This is a genomic window from Paenibacillus sp. NN59, assembly GCF_057597225.1.
Genome location: NZ_CP199678.1, coordinates 434,811 through 455,322, shown reverse-complemented (window position 1 = coordinate 455,322; position 20,512 = coordinate 434,811). Strand labels below are relative to the sequence as shown.

Here is a 20,512-nt window from a genome sequence, read left to right as displayed (position 1 = left end):
GATCTGAGGCAATTCAGCTTTAACCATCATCCCTTCCCCAAGCAATTTTGGGGTTATTCCCCAATTATGAATGCGCGATTGTGAATATGTAGATCACAATATAGGTTATATATACCAAGTTTACTATATCATAGTTTTTTGGAACCATAAACCATTTTGTTGTAAATAGTTACTTTTATTTAAATAACTAGTCCAACATAACTATATATGTTTCAAAGAAATAATTCTTGAAATTTAACTAACTCTCTTTAACAAATCTCATTTCGAAAAATTCGACCGATTACTAATATCGTAGTACTCTATATATAGGAAATTCACAGAAGAATCAGAGGAGGAATGACAGATCATGAAACACGTTCAGGACACAACCACACTCAACAATGGAGTCAAGATGCCATGGCTTGGCTTTGGCGTATTCAAAGTGAAAGACGGAGATGAGGTTGTAAGTGCCGTCAAAACAGCGATTGAAGCTGGGTACCGCAGCATCGATACCGCCAAAGTATATAATAACGAATCCGGTGTCGCTCAAGGCATTCGTGAATCTGGCATTGCTCGTGAAGATTTGTTTATCACAACCAAAGTATGGAACAGTGACCAAGGCTACGAGAGCACGCTTGCCGCTTTCGAAGAAAGCATGCAACGTCTGGAGCTTGAATATCTCGATCTCTACTTGATCCACTGGCCTGTCAAAGGCAAGTACAAAGATACATGGAGAGCACTGGAGAAACTCTATAAAGAAGGACGTGTTCGCGCCATCGGCGTGAGTAACTTTCAGACTCACCACCTGGAAGACCTCTTGATGGATGCCACCATCAAACCTGCGGTCAATCAGGTCGAGCTTCATCCGCTCCTGACTCAGAAGGAACTACGCGACTATTGCAGTACACATGAGATTCAGATTGAAGCCTGGTCTCCACTTGGACAAGGTAATCTGATGGAGCATCCTTTGCTCCAGGACATCGCTGCCAAATACGGCAAGAATTCGGCACAAGTCATATTGCGCTGGGATCTGCAAAACGGCATCGTGACCATCCCGAAATCGGTAACACCTGAGCGCATTCATGCCAATACCGAGCTATATGATTTCGAGTTAACAGCTGAGGAGATTGAACAGATTAACGGTCTGAACGAGAATAAGCGTTTCGGTTCCGATCCGGACAATTTTAATTTCTGACATATTGAATTGAACTACACCCGCCTTCGTTTCTGGAAGAGCGGGTGTTTTGATATGGTTCTGTGTAGGTTATAGTCACAGACTTCGTTGTGAAAAATGAAGGTATGGCCCCTTTGTAATAGAGATTACATATTTTTTTTGCAAGCCTTAAAACTATTTTGCCTCCTTATCAGTCTAACGGGTATCAAACAACTCAAGCACTCTACACCAATCCGGGCCTGGAATACACGAGGACTTGAATATTATTTAGGTTGATCAGGGGGGAACAAGATTGATTAGACTGAACAGCAGAAAAACAAAGGAAGAACAGTTCAGCGAAAAAATAACAACGATCCAAAACAAATTATACAGACTGGCATACTGCTATGTGAAAAATGAACAAGAAGCATTGGACATCGTATCCGAAGCCACATACAAAGGTTATATTGCTTATGGAAAAATGGATTCCATGACCTATTTTGATTCCTGGATGTCACGGATTGTAATCAATACATCGATCGACCATATTCGTCGCAGCCAGCGCGTAACTTATATGGAGGATCATGTGCAAGAGTTCGCAGCTCCAGAGCGAGGAGCCTCCATAGAAGAAAAGATGGATCTGTACGATGCGCTCGATCGCCTCGTGCCTGAAGATAGAGCCTATATCATATTGAAGTTTTTCGATAATATGCGTTTTCGAGAAATCGCTGAAGTGCTCTCCCTATCTGAGAATACCGTCAAGTCAAAATTTTATCGGATCATCAATAAATTAAAATTGGATTTAGTTGAAGGAGAGGTTGGAGATCTATGACAAGTAAAGAACGTTATGAAAACATTGAAATCCCGGCTCAACTTACAGAGGTTATTCGTCAAGCCCAGCGAAAAGCGGCTGCTCGCAAAAAATCATCTCGTATCATTCGCTATGCTTCTGCTCTGGCAGCATGTGCAGCTTTTCTGTTCATCGTCAACATTCCTACAGTTGCAAATGCTATGGTCAAAATACCTGTGGTCGGAACGATTGTTCAAGTATTACAATTCGGCGATGGCGGTAAGATTACCGATGGAGTAACCGTGGGTTCGGACGCAACGCAAAATACGCTTAAAATTCATTTTAGTACCGATGACCAGGATCAGACGAATGACGCACCTTATTATAATGTAGTACACAAGTCAGCACCCAATCGTATCCTCTTTACATTCAGCGGTGCACGTTACATGGATATGGAGAAAGTAAAAAACGACTTCATGACTCAACCTTTAGTGAAAGATGTCTATGGTTCCATGATTCTAGACGACTCCTCCGTCGGATTCGTTGTTGTTTTAAAAGAAGGCGTACAGTATTCCGTCACGGAATTCAAGAACCCTGGATATTTGGAAGTGAAGCTGACTTCTGACGGCAAACCAGTCACACCTCGAAAGATGTTCTCACTCCGTACAGAATCAATGCCTTTTGGCGAGTCCATGGGTATATTAAAAGAATCTTATCCGGATGAGGATATCTCCTTCCTTAAAACGTCTACGGATGAGTTCACGGCTGTTATCGGTGAGTATTCTACCGCGGAAGAAGCTGAACTCAAGCTTAAGGAACTCGCTAAGCTACCGGAGTATAATGGAGAGTTTTATGTAGACAGCTGGATGAGTAATGAAAATCCGAAGTGAGCAGTATTCGCCATCGGACATGCAAAGCATTCACAATGAACATCAAGGAGATATGAGAAATGTAAGAGCAAGAAAGAAGAGCACTCAAAAAAACCGATTCAGATGCTGAAGCATATCTGAATCGGTTTTTTAAATTTAAAGTTTTAAATATAAGCTTATCCTTTGGATACCAGCTTGAAGTCATCAAAGTGAAAACCTGGCGCTACGACGCAAGTGACCAGAACCGGCTCATCGCCCAATGGTCGTGCCGTCTGCCATACACCTGCAGGCACAAGTACCTGCGGAGATTGTCCTGCCTCGATATCCATGCCGAGAATCAGCACTTCCTCATTCTCCGGGTTTTCGCCGTTGCCACCCAATTTCAATTCAATTGGACTGCCGCTGTGCCATAACCACAGCTCATCCGAAAGCACCGTGTGCCACTCGGAGATCTCATGAGCATGAAGCAAGAAATACGTTGAACTTGCTGAGAAGCGTGGACCAGAGTAAGCGTCCGGTAATACGGATTGAGGGATTTGATAAGATGCTTTCCAAACTTCCTTATACCAACCACCTTCAACGTGAGGCTGCATATCCAGCGCAGCTACGAGCGGTGATAATTCATGTGCTGTCATAACTTGTTTCCTTCCTTCCAATTCATTTTCGGGGATACTCCCAAACTGGAGCATGACCTCGCTCTCCTTACTCTAAAACAACATGTCCGTTTTGTCACCTTTATAACGGGCATTCTTCCATTCGTCCACCTTCTCCACAATATCCCCCCGTCCCTGATGAATAATATCTATCTTCACAAAAAGCAATCTCACTCTATATGATAGCGTTTACAAAATTATCTACTTTCCGTTATGATATGAGTATCAACGCCAAGCTGAAGTGGAGAGGAGTTGCCTAATGAGTCTCATTGAGGATCGAATCGGACCCAAGTATCGGATTGGTGATTATGCCTTTACCATAGAATATATGCGAAGACATGACGGGAGTGCGATGCCGCAACCTCATGCTCATCCCTTTTACGAATTATATTACCTGCTCGAAGGTGAACGGGTATACTCCATGAATGGACAGATTTTGCCTGCGCGAAAAGGTGACCTGGTTCTCATCAACCCGCATGATGTACACACCACCTCCAAAGGCAACAAACCTGGCTTCGAACGGATTCTCATTGGTTTTTCGCCTGCTTTTGCCACGGGCATGGAGCTAGGCATCTGTGGTCTGCTGCCATTCAAATGCTCCAGCCTCCTCCGTCTTCCCGAGTCAGATCAACCAGAGATCGAGCGCATCCTGTGGCAGATGCTTCAGGAATGCAAAGAACGACGCCCTCACTATGAGATCGCCGTACGTAGTCTGTTGGCTCAACTTCTGATTCTTGTCCATCGGGCACAGGAGGTTATCCGGGAATCCAATCCAGGCTCGCTACATCCGATGCAGGACAAGATCAGCGAGATTGTAACCTATGTCAATAAACACTACACCGAACCGCTCACTTTGGAAGATGCTGCAGCCCGTTTTTATATCAGCCCTTCTTATCTCAGCCGAATGTTCAGCAGGCTTACCGGATTTCGCTTCAGCGAATATTTGCGTATCGTTCGAGTTCGAGAGGCACAGCGAAGATTACTTTCAACACAAGAGCGGGTTCAATTTATCGCAGAGAAGGTCGGATTTGAGCATACTGCTCATTTTAACAAAACCTTTAAACAGATCACAGGCACAACGCCGCTGCGTTATCGCAAAGAGCATCGATGAATGTGACATGTTGTCCTGACCTATTCTTCCTATACAAAATCAATTGGGCAGCCGTGTTCCAGCTCCAGCATGTGCTCTTCTCCATCTCAGGAGAAGTTCAGGCGATGACTGGACTGCATACATGGCTGCCCTATTACACTTCTAATAGGCACGAAAAAATCACACCGTTTATCTACGAATGATAACTCCATTTCGGACTTCCGGACTTACCGATATCTGCCGTCCTTCCGTATCTGCATCCGTTTCCCGACATACGATCCCCGCAGATTCAAGTCCAGTGACTTTCAATAGCTTCCCATCCGCACCCACACCTTTAATGTCCTCCAGTGTAGCGCCTTTGCAGTTATGAAGATGAATAAGCGGACCTTCGGTGATCTGTGCCTGAAGCCCTGTAATCTGTAAATGTTTTGCCTGAGCACACTGAATGCCAGTACGAGCTTCCACGCTGTAACGTTCGATACTTACGCTGTCCAGAGGCATCTCCGGTAGACCGCTAACAAATAATGCCGTATCGGCTCCCGCGCAGACCACATCCGAGATGCGAATATCGCGGAACACCGGCGTTTCTTCGCTGACCTCTTTTGCAAGGTCCCCACCGCGGGCAGACCCCTCCATATTCGCATAGAAAAAGGAAAACGAAATAGCTTCCATAATGATATCCTTCATATAAATGCGCTCAATCTGAATATCCTCAACGATCCCCCCGCGTCCGCGTGCGCTCTTGAAACGCAGACCAATATCCGTGCCGATAAACGTACAATCCGTTACCCGGACATGCCTTACACCGCCGGACATTTCACTGCCGATCACAAAGCCGCCATGACCATGATACACCGTGCAATCCCGAATCGTAACGTACTCCGATGGTAGCCCGAGTTCACGCCCCTCGGCATCTTTTCCTGATTTCATACAGATTGCATCGTCACCAACATCAAATATACTCTGCTCTACCAGAACATGACGACATGATTCAATATCCAGCCCGTCTCCATTCTGGGAGAACCACGGGTTTCGCACATTCACTTTACGAATCGTCACATGCTCACATGCCCAGGGATGCAGGTTCCAGGCCGGTGAGTTCTGGAAAGTAGGCCCTTCCAGCAGAACCCGTTTGCATTGGCGCAAGCTAACCATGTTCGGCCGCAAGAAATCCCGGATCTCTTGATGCGCGGCAAGATCACGTACTTTTTCCAGGTAGAGCTTCTCGGCAATGGCACCGCCATCCATCGCAGATTGGGAAGGCCACCAGATCTGTTCATCCGTCGTTTCTGACGTTTCCACAACACCACCAGAGGCAAGCAGTCGCTTCCACTGGCCAGCCGTCATTTTGGAACGTTTCACCGGACGCCAGGCTTCACCGCCGCCATCCCAGATGCCTTCACCCGTAATCGCAATATCTTCGAGCCCGTTTGCATCAATTGGAGATTGACAACGTACAACCTGCCAACCCTCGAAGCTTGATGCAATAAGAGGATACTTGTTGAAATCCTGACTGAAGGTTACCAGTGCGCCGGCTTGCACGTGCAGTTCAATTCGGCTACGCAGCACGATCGGTCCAGTGAGCCACACGCCGGCAGGAATGATGATCCTGCCTCCACCTGCGTCTGCACATGCCGCAATAACCAACCGAAAGGCCTCTGTATTATCTGTAATACCGTCTCCAACGGCACCATACTCGGTAATATGAAAATCATTTTTAGGAATCTCGGGCAAATCCACTTCGTATGCTTGAAGTTCAGTTGCACTGCCTGACCCTGCAGATAATGGGGAGCGATATATATTCATGGTATGAAATCATCCTCTCTACTCGATTCTCTCGTTTCATCATATCAACGGCACAGTAGCGACGGGTTAAGCTTTTTTGCCATGTACAGAGTGAACTTGATGTTATTTGTTATTTATATTTGTTAGCCCGTCTATAAAAACAAGACACTATTTTTAGTTTACAGCATACATCAATTCCAGTCATTGTAAATAAACTAGGAGTATTGATTCATTTTTCTGTCAGCATTCGTCACAAGAAAATCAACTACATAACATATATATAACGTAAATTTGGGCTAAAGCCCTATAAAACCCATTACTTATGTCACGTTTTATTACAGACCAATTGCTATCAGCAGGATGTCTATGTATGATTAAATAACCACTTTGCAATAATGCCTTTTTATCCCATTTTTACTCTCCATTGCAGAAAGGGTGTGTGTTCTTGATTGAATTTAAACGTGTGCAAAAGCATTTCGGTCATTTCCATGTCCTCAAGGATATTCATCTTCGTATCGAAGAAGGAGAAGTCGTCGTTATTGTCGGACCTTCAGGTTCTGGCAAAAGTACGTTGCTCCGTTGTATTAACCGCCTGGAGACCATCAGTGAAGGTGAGCTCGTTGTCAGCGGCATTCCTCTGCATCAGAAAAAGGTGGACATCAACCTCTTCCGCCGCGACATCGGCATGGTTTTTCAACATTTCAATCTGTATCCCCACAAAAAAGTCATCGACAACATCACTCTTGCACCCGTCAAGGTGCGTAAGCAACCCAAAGCCCAAGCCGTAGCAACCGCTATGAAATACCTTGAACGGGTCGGCATTGCCGATAAAGCAGACAGTTACCCATCCCAATTGTCCGGTGGACAACAGCAGCGTGTAGCCATTGCGAGAGGACTCGCCATGGAACCGAAGATTATGCTTTTTGACGAACCCACGTCCGCCCTTGATCCTGAGATGATCGGGGAGGTTCTGGATGTGATGCGCTCCCTTGCCCACAACGGCATGACCATGGTCGTCGTTACCCACGAGATGGGATTTGCCCGTGAGGTGGCAGACCGGGTCATTTTCATGGACGAGGGCCGGATCGTCGAAGAGGCTCCCGCAGTAGATTTTTTTGACAATCCCCGAGAAGAAAGAGCACAACAGTTCCTTAGCCGCCTGATCCATCATTAACCTCTTCGTACTTTCACCCAGACGTTAATCCAATCATTTATGCTCACTCCACATTTTGAAAGGGGTCTTAAATTGATGAACAATAATATGAAGTTCCCGTCTTTAACGTTAATGTTGGTGCTTATGTTATCACTCGTATTATCTGGCTGTAACTCCACTGGTACAAACACACCTTCCACAAGCGGTGGGGGCGATGCGGAAGCGCAAGGTACGATTGAACGGATTAAGGAACGCGGCAAGCTGATTGCTGGCGTGAAATATGACACGAAGTTATTTGGACTCAAAGACCCGGCAAGTGGAGATGTGGAAGGCTTTGATATCGATATTGCCAAGGCACTGGCCAAGCAGATTTTGGGAGATGAAACGAAGGTCGAACTGAAAGAAGTAACGTCCAAAACACGGATACCGATGCTGCAAAACGGAGATATCGACATCATCATTGCGACGATGACCATCACGGATGAGCGTAAAGAGCAAGTGGATTTCAGTGATGTGTACTTCGAGGCAGGCCAATCCCTTCTGGTGAAAAACGACAGTGCCATCGCTGGTCTGGAGAGCCTGGATGGTGTGAAAGTGCTTGCCGTGAAAGGCTCTACGTCTGCACAGAATATCCGCGAGAAGGCACCGAAAGCCGACGTGCTGGAGTTTGATAATTATCAAGATGCGTTTACAGCGCTGAAAGCAGGCAAAGGCGAGGCGCTGACGACCGATAACATCATCCTCATCGGCATGCAGCAGACGGACAACAACTACAAGTTGGTTGGCGGCAACTTCACTAGTGAGCCATACGGCATGGCGATTCGCAAGGGCGATACGGCTTTTGTAGAAGAAGTGAACAAGATGCTGAAAGCCCTGAAGGATAGCGGGGAGTATGACACGTTGCATGAAAAGTGGCTAGGTAGCAAGCCTGAATAGTCCAAGTACCTGATGATGAGCAAATCTACCATCAGCTAAACATTCAATATACACTGCAAGCATCTGCCGTATACGAGAAATACGTATGCAGCAGATGCGCTGTTGTTTTATTTTCACACCTGGAGAACGGGGGCTCTTGTTATGGGCACATTGGATTTCAGCGTACTGTTCAGACACTCCGACCGCTTTATGGAAGGATTTCTGAATACAATTCAAGTGAGCGTGATGGCTCTGATTGGCAGCTTTGTACTCGGGGCCATTCTGGCGATCTTTCGAATCTCACCGGTCAAACCGTTGAACTGGTTTGGTACGGCCTTTGTTGAATTTATCCGCAACATTCCCTTGTTGCTGGTTGTGTTTTTTTTCTATCTCGGACTGCCTTCGCTGGGTATTTCTCTGGATGGATTTGTCGCGGGCACACTGGGACTAACCATATACACGGCCGTTTTCATCGCAGAAGCGATTCGGGCAGGCATCCAAACTGTACCTCGAGGTCAACTGGAGGCCGCACGTTCATCGGGACTGTCTTATGTACAGGCCATGAATCTGGTCATCCTGCCGCAGGCCATCAAAATTGTACTGCCTTCCATTGGCAATCAATTTATTAATCTGGTCAAAAACTCATCCATCCTGGCGGTTGTGGCCGGCATGGACTTGATGTATTTTGCCGACATTGTGAACTCCGATACGTTCCAGCCACTAAGCGTCTACACCATCGTTGCTCTGTTCTATCTGATACTGACCTTACCGCTCAGCTTTCTGGTGCATTATATGGAACGCAGATTTGGACAGAGTGATGCAGAAGCGCGCAAACCTAAAGGTAAACCGAAGAAAAACAAACCTGCCGGGCAGGTTACGATGTAGGGTATTACTACCCAGTCACATGTGGTGATTCATTGAACATATATCGCTCACCGAAGGAGGCATCGGATGTATGGACTTTAGCGGGGCCTATGAGTGGCCTAACCTTCGTTTCCTGTTGCAAGGATTTTGGGTGACCCTTCAAGTTGCAGGCTTATCCATTGTGTTCAGCTTTGTGCTGGGCACACTGCTCGGTACGATACGATTTACACGAATCCCCGTCCTCTCCCAGATTGTGGCGGTTATCGTAGATACCATTCGTAACCTGCCGCTGCTGCTCATCATCTTTTTTATCCATATCGTGCTACCACAGCTTGGTATTAAAATGCCACCCTTCTGGTCCACGGTTGTAGGACTGAGTCTGTTCGAAGGCGCCATGATCGCAGAAATCGTGCGAAGCGGCCTTAAATCTGTAGAACGTGGTCAGGTGGAAGCTGCCCGCTCCTCTGGCCTAAGTTACATGCAGACGCTCATCGGTATCATCATGCCACAAGCACTGCGCCGCATGTCTCCGCCCATGGTCAGCCAGTTCATCTCACTATTGAAGGATACGTCACTGGCCATTATCATCTCCCTGCCGGAGCTGATGCGCAATGTGCAGATCCTTGGAGGTCAAAGCTTCGATTACATCATCCCGGCGTTGTTGCTCGCTGCTGTACTCTATTTCATCATCAACTACTCCCTCTCGATCGTTGCCAGAAGACTTGAGGCACGAATGAACTAGGGAGGTGGGCGTTGTTTTGTTCCAGGTGCTTAGGTTCAGTTCCTTTGGTCTCCATTGCTTGTAGCAATGGTTTGAAGCTAAGCTACTCTATTGCTCCATGTTGAACAGTTTGAGGCTACCGCTACGGTTGCTCGCGATTCAACTGTCCAGCTTCAATACTCGAAGTGGAACTGCCAAAATACGAGCTAAACAAAGTAACGGTTCAACGTTCAAAAGCTCCCGTTCCACATTTTTCGTGGAATTGGAGCTTTTGAACTCTAACGATCTCAGATGAGCTTATTTAGCCATTTTTGAGGCATTTTCAATTCTAACGATCCGTAGGAAGCTTATTTTGCTGATTCAGGCCATTTTCCGCCCCATTCCGAGCAATCTTGGCAAAATAGCGTCACTGGGGATCGTTAGAATTTTTTTGTCTACTTTTTTGCCCAAATAAGGCTTCTGGTGATCGTTAGAATTTCACCACTGTGCGGTTACCCTAACTTCGTTCCCTTTTCCGCTCAAATTGCCGCACCATTTTGACGCAACTCTGCTTGCAACAGTGATACAGGAAGCTTTGCAGGCGGAAGTTTCAGCTTTACCGCCATAGCCGCAGCTGTTCCCGAAGCTTCTCCCGTTGCCATACAGCTTGGGGTCAGTCTGGTTGTGGCGTGAGCCTCATGTGTCGTGGAGATACAGCGTCCGGCAGCCAGCAAGTTGCTGATATTTTGCGAGAGCAGCGAACGATAGGGAATATCATACGCACCATCTCCTTCAATAAAGGCTGCAGTCACGCCCTGCCCGGAGGGATCATGAATATCGATAGGATAACCGCTTCTAGCGATGACATCGTCGAACTTCCGTCCTGCAACGACATCTTCCTGAGTCAGCGCATAATGCCCAATGACACGTCTGGATTCACGAATGCCGATCTGTGGGGCTACAGCCGAGATCGAAGCTCGTTCGAAACCAGGCACATCATTCCGCAGAAATTCGGCAATCATCAGCACCTGCTTTCGTCCCTCCTGTTCAGCTTCGGTTAAATCCACAGCATTGGTGGCATCAAGCCCCTGCACCCGGGTACAGTTAATCAACACTTCATCAGCCGCCGGTCCGGTGAAAAATAACACCTGATCGCGTTGAATCGGCACTGCCGCTCTCTTCCAGTGTGAATAGAAGCCGCTCACGCCCGTTAACGGAATCGTGTCCAGTTCGGCAAAAGGTGTTTTCTCATAAAAATCCTCCGGATGCTCCTGCATATACTGCTTCACACGCCCGAGATCCACGCCGCGCATACGGAACTTCATCGTCATGGGCTGAGATTGGCTGTCTTCCTCCCGCCCCTTCGCTATAGTGGCCCCAGCCAGATAAGCCACATCCGCATCACCGCTCGCATCGACAAATACGTTCGCCTGAAGCTCCAGCTGACCGGATTTGTTCGTCACTCGCACCGCCTCTACTCGGTCATCCACCGTAGTAACACCATCTACGAAGCTGTGCAGCAACAGCCGAACACCCGCTTCTTTCAACATTTCTGCCGCGACCACCTGATAGACGGCCGGATCGTACGGTGTCACGCTATGCACAAAACCAACCGTATCACGCAGATGCCCGGGAGAACCGCCACGTGCCTGCAAGCGATCCACAATCTCCTGTGCAATCCCCCGAATGACCTGCTCACCCTGCTCGGTATGAAACGTCATCCACGGGTAGACCATAGCAGCCGTTGACATCCCGCCAACAAATCCGTAGCGTTCCACTAGCACCACGCGAACACCCTGCCTCCCTGCTGCAATCGCCGCCGCTATTCCCGCGGGGCCGCCTCCGACAACGACAACATCCGCCGTTTCCCTTTTGACATTCGCCACTTCATTCAAACATGCCCTCTCCCTTCCATACGATATGCTGCCCTTCCAATCGCCTGATGCCTGATGCATCGTGCCTCTGTCTGTCTGACTTCCCGATCCCGACTACTCCTTCAATCCCGTCATCGCCACTCCCTCAATGAAACGCCGCTGCGCCAGGAAAAAGACGATCAATAGCGGCACCGTCGCCATCACGGTCGCACTCATCAAATACTGCCAGGCTGTGCCCACCTCATCCGTGAACAGGGACAACCCCAGCGGCAGCGTCATTAGCTCTCTCGAATTGATAAAAATCAACGGATCGAAGAACTCATTCCAGCTCGTCACAAATGTAAAAATCGTCAGCGTCGCCATACCCGGCTTGGCAAGCGGAAGCATAATCTGCCAATAAATCCGAAATCGGCTACAGCCATCAATCATGGCCGCTTCCTCCAGCTCGGTGGGCACCGTAATAAAGAACTGCCGCATCACAAAGATGCCAAACACGCCGCCCGCGCCAAAGATCGGCAATAAAATCAGCGGAAGATGCGTATCGATCCACCCCAGCTGCCGCATAAACAGAAACATCGGAATCGCTGTGACTTCATGCGGAATCATCATCGCGCTCAGCAAAATGAGAAAGACCACATTCCGTCCCTTAAACGGAATCTTGGCAAAGGCGTACCCAGCAAGCGAGGAAAAAAACACCGTGCCAAGCACCACCAACGCAGAGATATACACACTATTCCCGTAAAAACGGTGAAACGGAATCAATCGAAACACATCGATATAATTCTGAAATTGCAAGCTGTCCGGTATCCACTGCGGCGGATAGGTAAATATGCTCTGCGGTTCCTTGAGGGATGTCGAGACCATCCAGATCAACGGAACAATCATGATCAGCGAAACTGCCGACAGTATCAAATAGGTGCCAACCGCAGCCCCGAACCTTCGGCCTGACAAACTAGGCATCGCCTTCACCAAACACCCACCTCTTTCGAAGCTGCCATTGCAGCAGCGTCAGAATCAGCACAATCAGGAACAGCACATACGCAAGGGACGAAGCATAGCCGAACTGAAACAGCTTGAACGCTTTTTCCCAGATGTAATAGACCAGAACTTTCGTGCTGTTGCTCGGCCCGCCTTGGGTCATGACATAGATCTGTCCAAATACTTTGAGCGACCCAATGACGGTCATCACGACGGTCAGAAATACGGTCGGCGTGATCATAGGCAGGGTGACGTTGAAAAAAGAAGCCCTTCTGCCCGCGCCGTCCAGTGTCGCCGCTTCGTACAAGGAACGCGGGACTTGCTGAAGTGCTGCAATGAACAGCACCATGTTCAGACCGACATTTTTCAGCACACTCGTCACAATGACCGCAGGCATGGCCAGGTTCGGATCATATAGCCAGGCAGGGCCTTTAATGCCCATCATCAGCAATAGCTGATTGATCAGCCCCGACTCTGTTGCATACATCAGCTTCCACACGATGGCCCAGACAATTAATGACGTCATCACCGGGACAAAAATGGCCGTTCTGAACAGGCCAATCCCTCGAATGCTTTTGGATAAGAGCAGGGCGAGCAGCAAAGCGAGTACGATATTCAGCGGCACCAGACCTGCCGTAAAGTAAACCGTATTGCCAAGCACTTCCCAGAACATGGCGTCCGTCATAATATCCCGGTAATTGTTCAGTCCGATAAAATGGTGATCCCCAAGCAGCGGCCAATCCGTCAGGCTCATATAAAACGCAAGCCCCATCGGGAACAGAAGCAGCAAAGTAAAGCCCAGCACCATCGGTGAAATAAACAACCAGCCAGCAATCTGCGCTTCCCTGGCGAGCGGCCCTCCACGCCTCCGCTTTTTGGATCGGCTCACGAGCCATCCCTCCCAGTCAGACGATCTATGGCATTGCGGAAGCTACTCACCGCTCTACGCAGCTCATCCTCCGTTTTGCCTGTAACCATGGCCCCGAGCATAATCGCCTTGATGCCGCTATGGTGAAGCACGGGAACATCCTCCGGTACCAATTTACGCTGGGAAGGGACAAGTACCGGTACCCCGGCCTGCAAGACCAGTTGCCGATAACGAAGCACGTCCGCAAAGCTGAGCGGGGTGCCGTATTCTTTGCCGGGTACAATCGAAGCCTCCAATGCAGTAAAGCCGAAATGTACAGCAGATGCCACCAAAGACACATCATACTCGTTGTTAATCGCAAACGTAGATTCCACTCCAAAGTCTTGCAGCATAAAAGAAGGCAGATGATGCGCATAGATGGAGTAGAAATCAAAGCCTAGATCCGCCAGGCGCTCCACATCTTCTCTCCGTGTCCCTTCGATACTCCCGGATGGCACAACGCCGAACGGACCAGCGAACTCCGAGCGGATCGCCCGAAATACCTCGGTGTACTCATCCAGAGAACCAAAATGGTTGCCACTTGCGCGATGGCCCACATTAAAGTGCACCTTCAGAGCATCCGCACCTTCCTCCCGTGCCGCCCGAGCCAGTGCGAGATCGTTCCCGGGCAGACTGACGATGAGCGACAGCGGTTTTTGTTCCAGCATGGCTTGCAGTTGACCTGTCTTTTGCACATGCTGCTTAGCCCGAAGTTGATCGACTTGATGTGAATGTTGCGGGTTCTGGGAGTTCTGCCAACTCTGAGAATGCTGCATCTGTTGCGACTCCTTGGTCTGCTCCGTCCGCTGACCCTTCTTCATGTCTTCCACCTGGTTCATCCCCTCACTTCTCTCACTTCTCTCACTCTGCATACGCCCCATTCACTTTTTTTCCGTCATTTTTCTTTCCGTCATTTTCCCGTCTTCCCTACGCTCTATCTTATTTACGCTTCATCTCCCGCACTCCTTCACTCTCCAACTCTTCAGGGCTGCAATATGCGCTGCACTTCCGTCTGCATTTGTTTCAAATTTTCCTCTGGCGAGGCTGTACGGGCGAATAATCGGTCAAAACCTTGCAGTACCGCGTTATCAATATCCTGCCAGCGGATATGTCCAGGAATCAGACGAGCTTTCGGCATTTCATCAATGACCGCCTGCACGATATGCTCTTTGCTCGGGTTGTTCGGCTGCTGGATGAAAGCATCGGAGTTCAGCACCGAAGTACGCGCAGGCACAAAGTACGTCGCGGTTGCTTGCGTTCCCTGTTCACTGGCAAAATACTTCAGCAATTTCTTCGTCTCCTCCGGGTGCTTACTATCCTTGAACATGGCATAGCCCGCCTGCCCCAGCATCGGTACGCTGCCCTGTGAACCGGACGGCATAGGGGCAATGCTCCATTCAAAATCCTTGATCTCCCTCGCTTTGGACACATAGCTGTAGTTATCGAAGAACATGCCCACATTGCCTGCATCAAAGCTCACCTGTTCGCCCGCTTTCGGGTGAGATTCGTCGGTAAACATCATGCGTTCCAGCATCGCGAAGGTCTGCACACCGTACTGGTCATTCCAGGTAAACGCTGTCATATCTTCGTTGAACGGCCCGCTTCCGTTAGACCAGGAGTATGAAGAAAGCACGGCCCAGGTCTTCCAGTCCCGAAAAAAGTTAGCCCCATAGATGCGATTCGCCGCATCCTTGCTGGTTATCGCTTTGGCAGAAGCCTCGAACTGCTCCCACGTCCACTCGCCTTTGGCAGCCAGCGTATTCGGATCGGTCAGCCCAGCCTTGTCAAACAGCGTCTGATTATAAAACATCACCACAGGCGGTGTGGAAAACGGCAAGCCTAACAGTTGATCTCCCTCACGGAAGAGATCCAGCGTGCTGGGAATGTAATCGTCCAGCTTGAATTGTGCATCATCCTTGAACGCCGACACGTCGGCCAGGATGTGATTGGACTTGAATTGTGGTATCATGCGTTCCGATACCCAGGCCAGATCAGGAAGCGATCCGCCAGCGGCAAGCACCGATATTTTCTGCTGATAGTCGGCAAAGGGTACCGATTCCATCGTTACCTTAATGCCCGGATTCTCTTTGGTAAAGCCATCGATCAGCTTGTTGTACACATCAATGTGTGCCTGATTGCCCCACATCATGAACTTCAGCTCTACCTTGTCGTTCTCTCCACCAGAGGCGTTAGAACCCCCGCCCGTATTGGTGCTAGTACACCCGATTAGAGCTGTGATCATAAGCGCGAGAATCAGCATCAGTCCTGCCTTTTTCATGGAAATCCCCCTTATGGACGTTATGGTATTCCTGTGCCACCCCAGTATATCGAAAGCGCTGCTTGCTCCTAAATCACGTCAGTTGCAGAAATGGTACGTTTTTTAAAGAGATTTACTCGTGGCTCTGTCCCTGCCCTCATACAGTACTCGCCTAAATGCTCTCTATACTTCGCTCGTCCAAACTCTTCTAAACCAAGAGGCATTGTACTAGTGCTAATCCCTTGCCTTTACTCTCTGTTTCTTACTACTCCCCACGCTGTACACCATATCCGTCACGGTACTCCCCTGCCGTACACCCCATCTGCTGTTTAAAAACCAACATAAAATGTTTCGGACTCTGATATCCAGATAACCGGGCAACGTCATAGATTTTGAGTCCGGTGTTGGCCAGCAGCCACTTGGCACGTTCCATTCGAGCCTCCGCGATATATTCCGAATAGTTGATGCCCGTCTCGGTTTTGAATAATTGGCTCAGATACGTCGGGTTCAGATTGACCAGTGAAGCAACCGTCTGGAGCCGCAGATCACCATCGGGATGCTGGTGGATATGCTCTTTCACGCTACGAATAATTTTGCGAGGTTCCCCGTGTTCCGGGTTGGCTGCGCCAGAGGTTTCGGGGATGGGAAGTGTGGAGAGACCATACCTACGGTCCAGCAGCGATTGTATTTTTTGCAGACATTTCACCAGTTCATGACGTTCGATTGGCTTCAAAAGATAACTTAATACCCCGTGTTCCATCGCCCTGCGTGCATATTCGAACTCCCCGTACCCGCTGATGATAAGCATCAGCAGATCAGGGTACATCTCTCTCGCTAATGAAACCAGCGTCAATCCATCCATCTCGCGCATACGGATATCCGTGATTAGTACATCCGGCACTTCACAGCGCAGTACCTCCAATGCCTCGGCTCCGCTTGCCGCTTCCCCCACCACCTGAAACTGAGGGGATGCCTGTACAATCAACTCTCGTAACCCCTGACGAATCACCGTTTCATCCTCCACAAGCAGTACTTTATACATGCGTATCAATCCCCTTTCCGTTGAAGGTGAATGGATAAAGTCACAACCAGCCCTTGTCCGGGGCTGCCATCAACCGTTAGTCCGCTGTCTTTTCCATACACCAGATGCAGCCTTTGAGCGATATTGTGCAACCCCAGACTTTCCCCGGCATGACGATGCAGAATGGGATTAGCGGTTGGGTACACGTTTTGTCCAGAAACGGTCTGCCCAGAGACAGAAGCATTTAACCGATCCAGCTCCTCCTGTTCCATCCCTTTGCCATTGTCCCGAACACTGATGAGCAGTTCCTGATCGAATAAAACGGCAGATACCCAGATCATGCCGCCATTATTACCACCCGTGCTGCCGCCTGCTAGCCGTCCTTCGATCCCATGGCAGATTGCATTTTCCACCAGCGGTTGCAGGATCAGCTTGGGAACAAGACAGTCGTTAACCTCTTCCTCCATGTCATAAATAATCTCCAGTTCACCGTTGTAACGCACTTGCTGAATTCGTACATAAGAATCGACAAACGCCAGCTCTTCCCGCAGCGTCACCATGCGATCTGCCTTATCAATGGTGTATCGAAGTAACCTGCCAAGCGCTGTCACCATGGCAGATACTTCGGCATGCCTCTGGCGGACAGCCATCATGTTGATCGACTCCAGTGTGTTGTATATAAAATGAGGGTTCATCTGGCTCTGTAGCGCCGACAATTCAGCCTCCCGTTCCTGAATTTCGAGCATATACACCTCATGGAACAGACGGTGGATCTCCTCCATCATCCGGTTAAATCCCCTGCTGATCTGCCCCAGTTCATCACTGCTGTACTGAGTAACCCGCTGACTGAAATCCCCCTGTTCCACACGAATCATATGATGTTTCAGACGGATAAGCGGACGTGTGACCCTATACGATACGAGTACGGCGAGGATCGCTACAGCCGCCATACAGAGAAGAGCAAGTCCCATCGTAAAGGTCAGCATCTCCCCAGACTCCTTTTGAATGACCGTAATTGGCGTCAGACTGATCACGGACAACCCTGAATATCCTGAATGATGCTTTACATGGAGATAAGATCTTCCCTCCAGCTCTATCTTCTGATTGTCTGCATAATCCTGATGCTTTCCATGAGATAACAAAGGAGCATAAGCGGATAAGCCGTCTGTTGACGTTTTTTCAAAAATAAGACGTTGCTGGCTGTCCACGATCATCAGACTTGCCTTTTGCTCAAAATTCAGGTTGGATAATAGCTGTCCAAATGCCTCCAGCCGGATATCGATCAAAATGTACCCCAGCCGCTGTAGCGTTCCCGGATCACGCAGCTCTCTGCCCACGCTGATGTATTCCGCTTCCTGACCTCTTACGTAGTAGCCGGGAATATGCGGAGGAAGCAAGTGCCATATGCCTTCGGTGCCCCTCAGTTCGGCAAACCATTTCTCTTGGTTGCCGTCCCAGACGGGTTTGACCGCAAGGGAGTCCAGATTGGAGAACAGGATGCCGCTGTTGCTGATCAGATGAATGCCTCGAATCTCTGGCCGATCATAGGCTTGAGCGGACGTATACAGCTTCATTTTCTGATAATCATCCGACTTCGCCCACGTCCCTGCACCCATCGCCCCATCGTACTTCCGCAGGATTCTAAGAACGGTCTCGTCATAAAGCGGCAAGAGCGACAACCGCTCAAAATCCTTGAGCATTCGGTTCAGATTGGTGTTGATCTGCCTCACCATATCAATGGTGAATTGCTCCGTCTTGCGATCCAGCGTCTGCGAAAAATGAGCGTAGCTCATCACCCCCTGCAAGCTAAGCGGCAAGAGCGTCAATGCCAGAAAAAGCACTAGCAGCTTGGAGCGCAGGTTTATGCTTTTTCGGATTGAGCTGAAACCTATGAAATCTCGAATAGAACTAACAAAGTTCAACGTCCTTTCTGCCATTCACTTGTCCCCCTCCTTCGTTTCATTGTATGAGCCCTCGCTGTTGTTCGATGAAATGGTTCAATCCGTTGGAACCAACAGATGCATCCATTCCGGGTGAATTGAGGTCATCATATCCAGTTTAGAGATGTCGCGACGATCCTGTAAGCTATGGATTTAGTACGGAATTTAAAGAGGAATTGGATGGAAGGCTGTTATGGGAGTAAGTTAGGGAAGCGTGATTTATCTTTCGGAAAACATTAAAAGCCGAATGCAATTTTGCAGTCGGCTTCTTTTGGGTTACATCAAAAAACCGACTGCATTAAGCAATCGGTTGTCTCTTCATCATATGTTTATATTGGAAACGATAATATTCGTTGATTAGCTCATCCAACACCATGGACTGCTCGAGGACTTTGTTATCCTGCATGCCATGATTCTCCGCCAACCGACGTAACTTCTGCCTATCCCGTTCGATTCGATCCTTGATTTGCATCGGTTCACTCATAACATGCACCCCCTCGTTTTACATCATTTTAGGATACATTGCCAAAAAATTCATATTTTATTCCTTTGCAAAATCTAATGATTGTTTGCAAAGATTTAGTTTCATAACTTAAGTATTTTAAAATATGTCCATTAATCAAAAATACATACAACATATGGATACGCGGTCTTATGTTTTATCCACATATCGTGATCCATCCACATTTCACAGAAACGCCAAGTCAGGATTCACCCCATCACCCATTTTAATAAATGTGTCATATGATCCGCTAAAGGTGTTTTTACCTTGATGAATAAAACCCATTGGTGTCGAATGCAATCCCTGTCATATCAATCGTTTTTTTCTAATCGCTGCAAGGGTGATGGCTGTGGCGATTCGGTGTTAATTGCTTAAATAATCAAAACAAAAAGAAATAGACCGCCCCCGCTAAGGTAATGATCTATTTCAGCTACCTATGCACAGCCACCACCCTTAGAAGCGGCTGTTGTAAAAAGTAGGGATGTTAGCGCATCCTTGCTCTTTTTTATTATCTTCAATTTAGCACAGTTTGTTGCACAAGTTAACTCTTTACTGGTAATTATTGTCGTACAATTTTGAGTAAGGGCAAGTGGCAAAGCTGGTAGATGATCTCCTTCTCATCAGGAATACCTTGTATTTCTGACGGACGTTTAACCACATTTGCGATCAGATCAAGTCGTTTTGCCAGACCCATTTTTTTGTTGCTACAATTTAGAAAACAGGGCTGTCCCTAGCCAATTTTATGACTTATGGGACAGCCCCTGCCTTATTTATTTCGTAATGAATTTGCTAAATACAACATTAACATCCCTAAAAATATCAATAATATTCCTTCAATTTTATACGACCAAATCTCTGAGTTTATAAAACTACCAAAGATATCAGAGGTATCAGACTTTACATTTTGGTATTCTGCCAAAACCAACATAGCTTTGTCCATACCCCAATCAGTACTTTGAGCAATAAACTGAAATCCAATAACAAATAATATAATAGAACAGATAAGGGGAACTAAGAAATTCATTTTACTTTTCAAATTTAAATTCTCCTTTAGTAATATAGTATCGCTATTGTATGCGTTA

At 48.0% G+C, this 20,512-nt stretch carries 19 protein-coding genes; 8 read left to right on the top strand and 11 right to left on the bottom strand.

Annotation, left to right across the window (positions count from 1 at the left end; all coding sequences use genetic code 11):
* The first annotated feature begins 346 nt into the window (after window positions 1-346).
* The 3 genes from ACT89M_RS02150 to ACT89M_RS02140 all read left to right on the top strand — a co-directional run bounded on the left by ACT89M_RS02150 (window position 347) and on the right by ACT89M_RS02140 (window position 2,812).
* On the top strand, window positions 347-1,174 hold the full coding sequence (locus ACT89M_RS02150) for an aldo/keto reductase (protein WP_308723007.1): 828 nt from the start codon (window positions 347-349) through the stop codon (window positions 1,172-1,174).
* 271 nt (window positions 1,175-1,445) lie between these two features.
* Window positions 1,446-1,964 (top strand): sigma-70 family RNA polymerase sigma factor, encoded by a 519-nt coding sequence (locus ACT89M_RS02145; RefSeq protein ID WP_154891466.1) that lies wholly within the window; start codon window positions 1,446-1,448, stop codon window positions 1,962-1,964.
* Entirely contained in the window at window positions 1,961-2,812 is an 852-nt protein-coding gene (locus ACT89M_RS02140; RefSeq protein ID WP_308723008.1) for a hypothetical protein, read from the top strand. The genes ACT89M_RS02145 and ACT89M_RS02140 overlap by 4 nt, the downstream gene beginning before the upstream one ends.
* 155 nt (window positions 2,813-2,967) lie before the next feature.
* On the opposite strand, the gene ACT89M_RS02135 is transcribed toward ACT89M_RS02140, so the two are convergent.
* A complete protein-coding gene (locus ACT89M_RS02135) occupies window positions 2,968-3,426 on the bottom strand; it encodes a cupin domain-containing protein (RefSeq protein WP_090919039.1) in 459 nt (152 codons plus the stop codon).
* Between the two features lie 277 nt (window positions 3,427-3,703).
* Here ACT89M_RS02135 and ACT89M_RS02130 point away from each other — a divergent pair, with 277 nt between their 5' ends.
* The gene (locus tag ACT89M_RS02130) at window positions 3,704-4,555 is read left to right on the top strand and encodes a helix-turn-helix transcriptional regulator (protein ID WP_090918863.1); all 852 of its coding nucleotides are present in this window, start codon (window positions 3,704-3,706) and stop codon (window positions 4,553-4,555) included.
* 168 nt (window positions 4,556-4,723) lie between these two features.
* On the opposite strand, the gene ACT89M_RS02125 is transcribed toward ACT89M_RS02130, so the two are convergent.
* Entirely contained in the window at window positions 4,724-6,340 is a 1,617-nt protein-coding gene (locus tag ACT89M_RS02125) for a glycoside hydrolase family 28 protein (RefSeq protein ID WP_308723009.1), read from the bottom strand.
* A 403-nt stretch (window positions 6,341-6,743) separates the two neighbouring features.
* Here ACT89M_RS02125 and ACT89M_RS02120 point away from each other — a divergent pair, with 403 nt between their 5' ends.
* From ACT89M_RS02120 to ACT89M_RS02105, 4 genes are all read left to right on the top strand, one after another.
* Window positions 6,744-7,493, top strand: coding sequence for an amino acid ABC transporter ATP-binding protein (locus ACT89M_RS02120; RefSeq protein ID WP_276539760.1), 750 nt, complete (start codon window positions 6,744-6,746; stop codon window positions 7,491-7,493).
* Between the two features lie 75 nt (window positions 7,494-7,568).
* Window positions 7,569-8,408, top strand: coding sequence for an ABC transporter substrate-binding protein (locus ACT89M_RS02115; RefSeq protein ID WP_154891470.1), 840 nt, complete (start codon window positions 7,569-7,571; stop codon window positions 8,406-8,408).
* A 141-nt stretch (window positions 8,409-8,549) separates the two neighbouring features.
* Entirely contained in the window at window positions 8,550-9,272 is a 723-nt protein-coding gene (locus ACT89M_RS02110; RefSeq protein ID WP_090918871.1) for an amino acid ABC transporter permease, read from the top strand.
* Window positions 9,273-9,342: 70 nt separating this feature from the next.
* Window positions 9,343-9,993, top strand: coding sequence for an amino acid ABC transporter permease (locus ACT89M_RS02105; RefSeq protein ID WP_154959977.1), 651 nt, complete (start codon window positions 9,343-9,345; stop codon window positions 9,991-9,993).
* Between the two features lie 497 nt (window positions 9,994-10,490).
* Here the strand turns inward: ACT89M_RS02105 and ACT89M_RS02100 are convergent, their stop codons facing one another.
* The 9 genes from ACT89M_RS02100 to ACT89M_RS02060 form a co-directional block, all read right to left on the bottom strand.
* Window positions 10,491-11,846, bottom strand: coding sequence for an FAD-dependent oxidoreductase (locus ACT89M_RS02100; protein ID WP_308723010.1), 1,356 nt, complete (start codon window positions 11,844-11,846; stop codon window positions 10,491-10,493).
* A gap of 93 nt (window positions 11,847-11,939) precedes the next feature.
* Window positions 11,940-12,785: a carbohydrate ABC transporter permease gene (locus ACT89M_RS02095; protein WP_308723011.1), complete on the bottom strand. Its 846-nt coding sequence runs from the start codon at window positions 12,783-12,785 to the stop codon at window positions 11,940-11,942.
* The gene (locus ACT89M_RS02090; protein WP_373323273.1) at window positions 12,778-13,611 is read right to left on the bottom strand and encodes a carbohydrate ABC transporter permease; all 834 of its coding nucleotides are present in this window, start codon (window positions 13,609-13,611) and stop codon (window positions 12,778-12,780) included. The genes ACT89M_RS02095 and ACT89M_RS02090 overlap by 8 nt, the downstream gene beginning before the upstream one ends.
* A gap of 77 nt (window positions 13,612-13,688) precedes the next feature.
* Complete coding sequence (locus tag ACT89M_RS02085) at window positions 13,689-14,591, bottom strand: beta/alpha barrel domain-containing protein (protein WP_341181509.1); 903 nt, start codon at window positions 14,589-14,591, stop codon at window positions 13,689-13,691.
* A gap of 101 nt (window positions 14,592-14,692) precedes the next feature.
* Window positions 14,693-15,988: an ABC transporter substrate-binding protein gene (locus ACT89M_RS02080; protein ID WP_308723014.1), complete on the bottom strand. Its 1,296-nt coding sequence runs from the start codon at window positions 15,986-15,988 to the stop codon at window positions 14,693-14,695.
* Window positions 15,989-16,232: 244 nt separating this feature from the next.
* Window positions 16,233-17,009 carry a response regulator transcription factor gene (locus ACT89M_RS02075; RefSeq protein ID WP_154959973.1) on the bottom strand — a complete coding sequence of 259 codons (777 nt, stop codon included), beginning with the start codon at window positions 17,007-17,009 and terminating at the stop codon, window positions 16,233-16,235.
* A 5-nt stretch (window positions 17,010-17,014) separates the two neighbouring features.
* Window positions 17,015-18,925: a sensor histidine kinase gene (locus ACT89M_RS02070; RefSeq protein ID WP_308723015.1), complete on the bottom strand. Its 1,911-nt coding sequence runs from the start codon at window positions 18,923-18,925 to the stop codon at window positions 17,015-17,017.
* A gap of 301 nt (window positions 18,926-19,226) precedes the next feature.
* Complete coding sequence (locus ACT89M_RS02065) at window positions 19,227-19,412, bottom strand: aspartyl-phosphate phosphatase Spo0E family protein (RefSeq protein ID WP_308723016.1); 186 nt, start codon at window positions 19,410-19,412, stop codon at window positions 19,227-19,229.
* A gap of 784 nt (window positions 19,413-20,196) precedes the next feature.
* Window positions 20,197-20,466, bottom strand: coding sequence for a hypothetical protein (locus tag ACT89M_RS02060; protein WP_308723017.1), 270 nt, complete (start codon window positions 20,464-20,466; stop codon window positions 20,197-20,199).
* Window positions 20,467-20,512: the final 46 nt, after the last annotated feature.

What these genes read in the sequence shown, in the direction of transcription:
- ACT89M_RS02150 (WP_308723007.1), top strand. Translation starts at nt 347, where the DNA reads ATGAAACACGTTCAGGACACAACCACACTCAACAATGGAGTCAAGATG.
- ACT89M_RS02140 (WP_308723008.1), top strand. Translation starts at nt 1,961, where the DNA reads ATGACAAGTAAAGAACGTTATGAAAACATTGAAATCCCGGCTCAACTT.
- ACT89M_RS02135 (WP_090919039.1), bottom strand. Translation starts at nt 3,426, where the DNA reads ATGACAGCACATGAATTATCACCGCTCGTAGCTGCGCTGGATATGCAG.
- ACT89M_RS02130 (WP_090918863.1), top strand. Translation starts at nt 3,704, where the DNA reads ATGAGTCTCATTGAGGATCGAATCGGACCCAAGTATCGGATTGGTGAT.
- ACT89M_RS02125 (WP_308723009.1), bottom strand. Translation starts at nt 6,340, where the DNA reads ATGAATATATATCGCTCCCCATTATCTGCAGGGTCAGGCAGTGCAACT.
- ACT89M_RS02115 (WP_154891470.1), top strand. Translation starts at nt 7,569, where the DNA reads ATGAACAATAATATGAAGTTCCCGTCTTTAACGTTAATGTTGGTGCTT.
- ACT89M_RS02110 (WP_090918871.1), top strand. Translation starts at nt 8,550, where the DNA reads ATGGGCACATTGGATTTCAGCGTACTGTTCAGACACTCCGACCGCTTT.
- ACT89M_RS02105 (WP_154959977.1), top strand. Translation starts at nt 9,343, where the DNA reads ATGGACTTTAGCGGGGCCTATGAGTGGCCTAACCTTCGTTTCCTGTTG.
- ACT89M_RS02095 (WP_308723011.1), bottom strand. Translation starts at nt 12,785, where the DNA reads ATGCCTAGTTTGTCAGGCCGAAGGTTCGGGGCTGCGGTTGGCACCTAT.
- ACT89M_RS02090 (WP_373323273.1), bottom strand. Translation starts at nt 13,611, where the DNA reads ATGGTGCTGGGCTTTACTTTGCTGCTTCTGTTCCCGATGGGGCTTGCG.
- ACT89M_RS02085 (WP_341181509.1), bottom strand. Translation starts at nt 14,591, where the DNA reads ATGGGGCGTATGCAGAGTGAGAGAAGTGAGAGAAGTGAGGGGATGAAC.
- ACT89M_RS02080 (WP_308723014.1), bottom strand. Translation starts at nt 15,988, where the DNA reads ATGAAAAAGGCAGGACTGATGCTGATTCTCGCGCTTATGATCACAGCT.
- ACT89M_RS02075 (WP_154959973.1), bottom strand. Translation starts at nt 17,009, where the DNA reads ATGTATAAAGTACTGCTTGTGGAGGATGAAACGGTGATTCGTCAGGGG.
- ACT89M_RS02070 (WP_308723015.1), bottom strand. Translation starts at nt 18,925, where the DNA reads ATGGCAGAAAGGACGTTGAACTTTGTTAGTTCTATTCGAGATTTCATA.
- ACT89M_RS02065 (WP_308723016.1), bottom strand. Translation starts at nt 19,412, where the DNA reads ATGAGTGAACCGATGCAAATCAAGGATCGAATCGAACGGGATAGGCAG.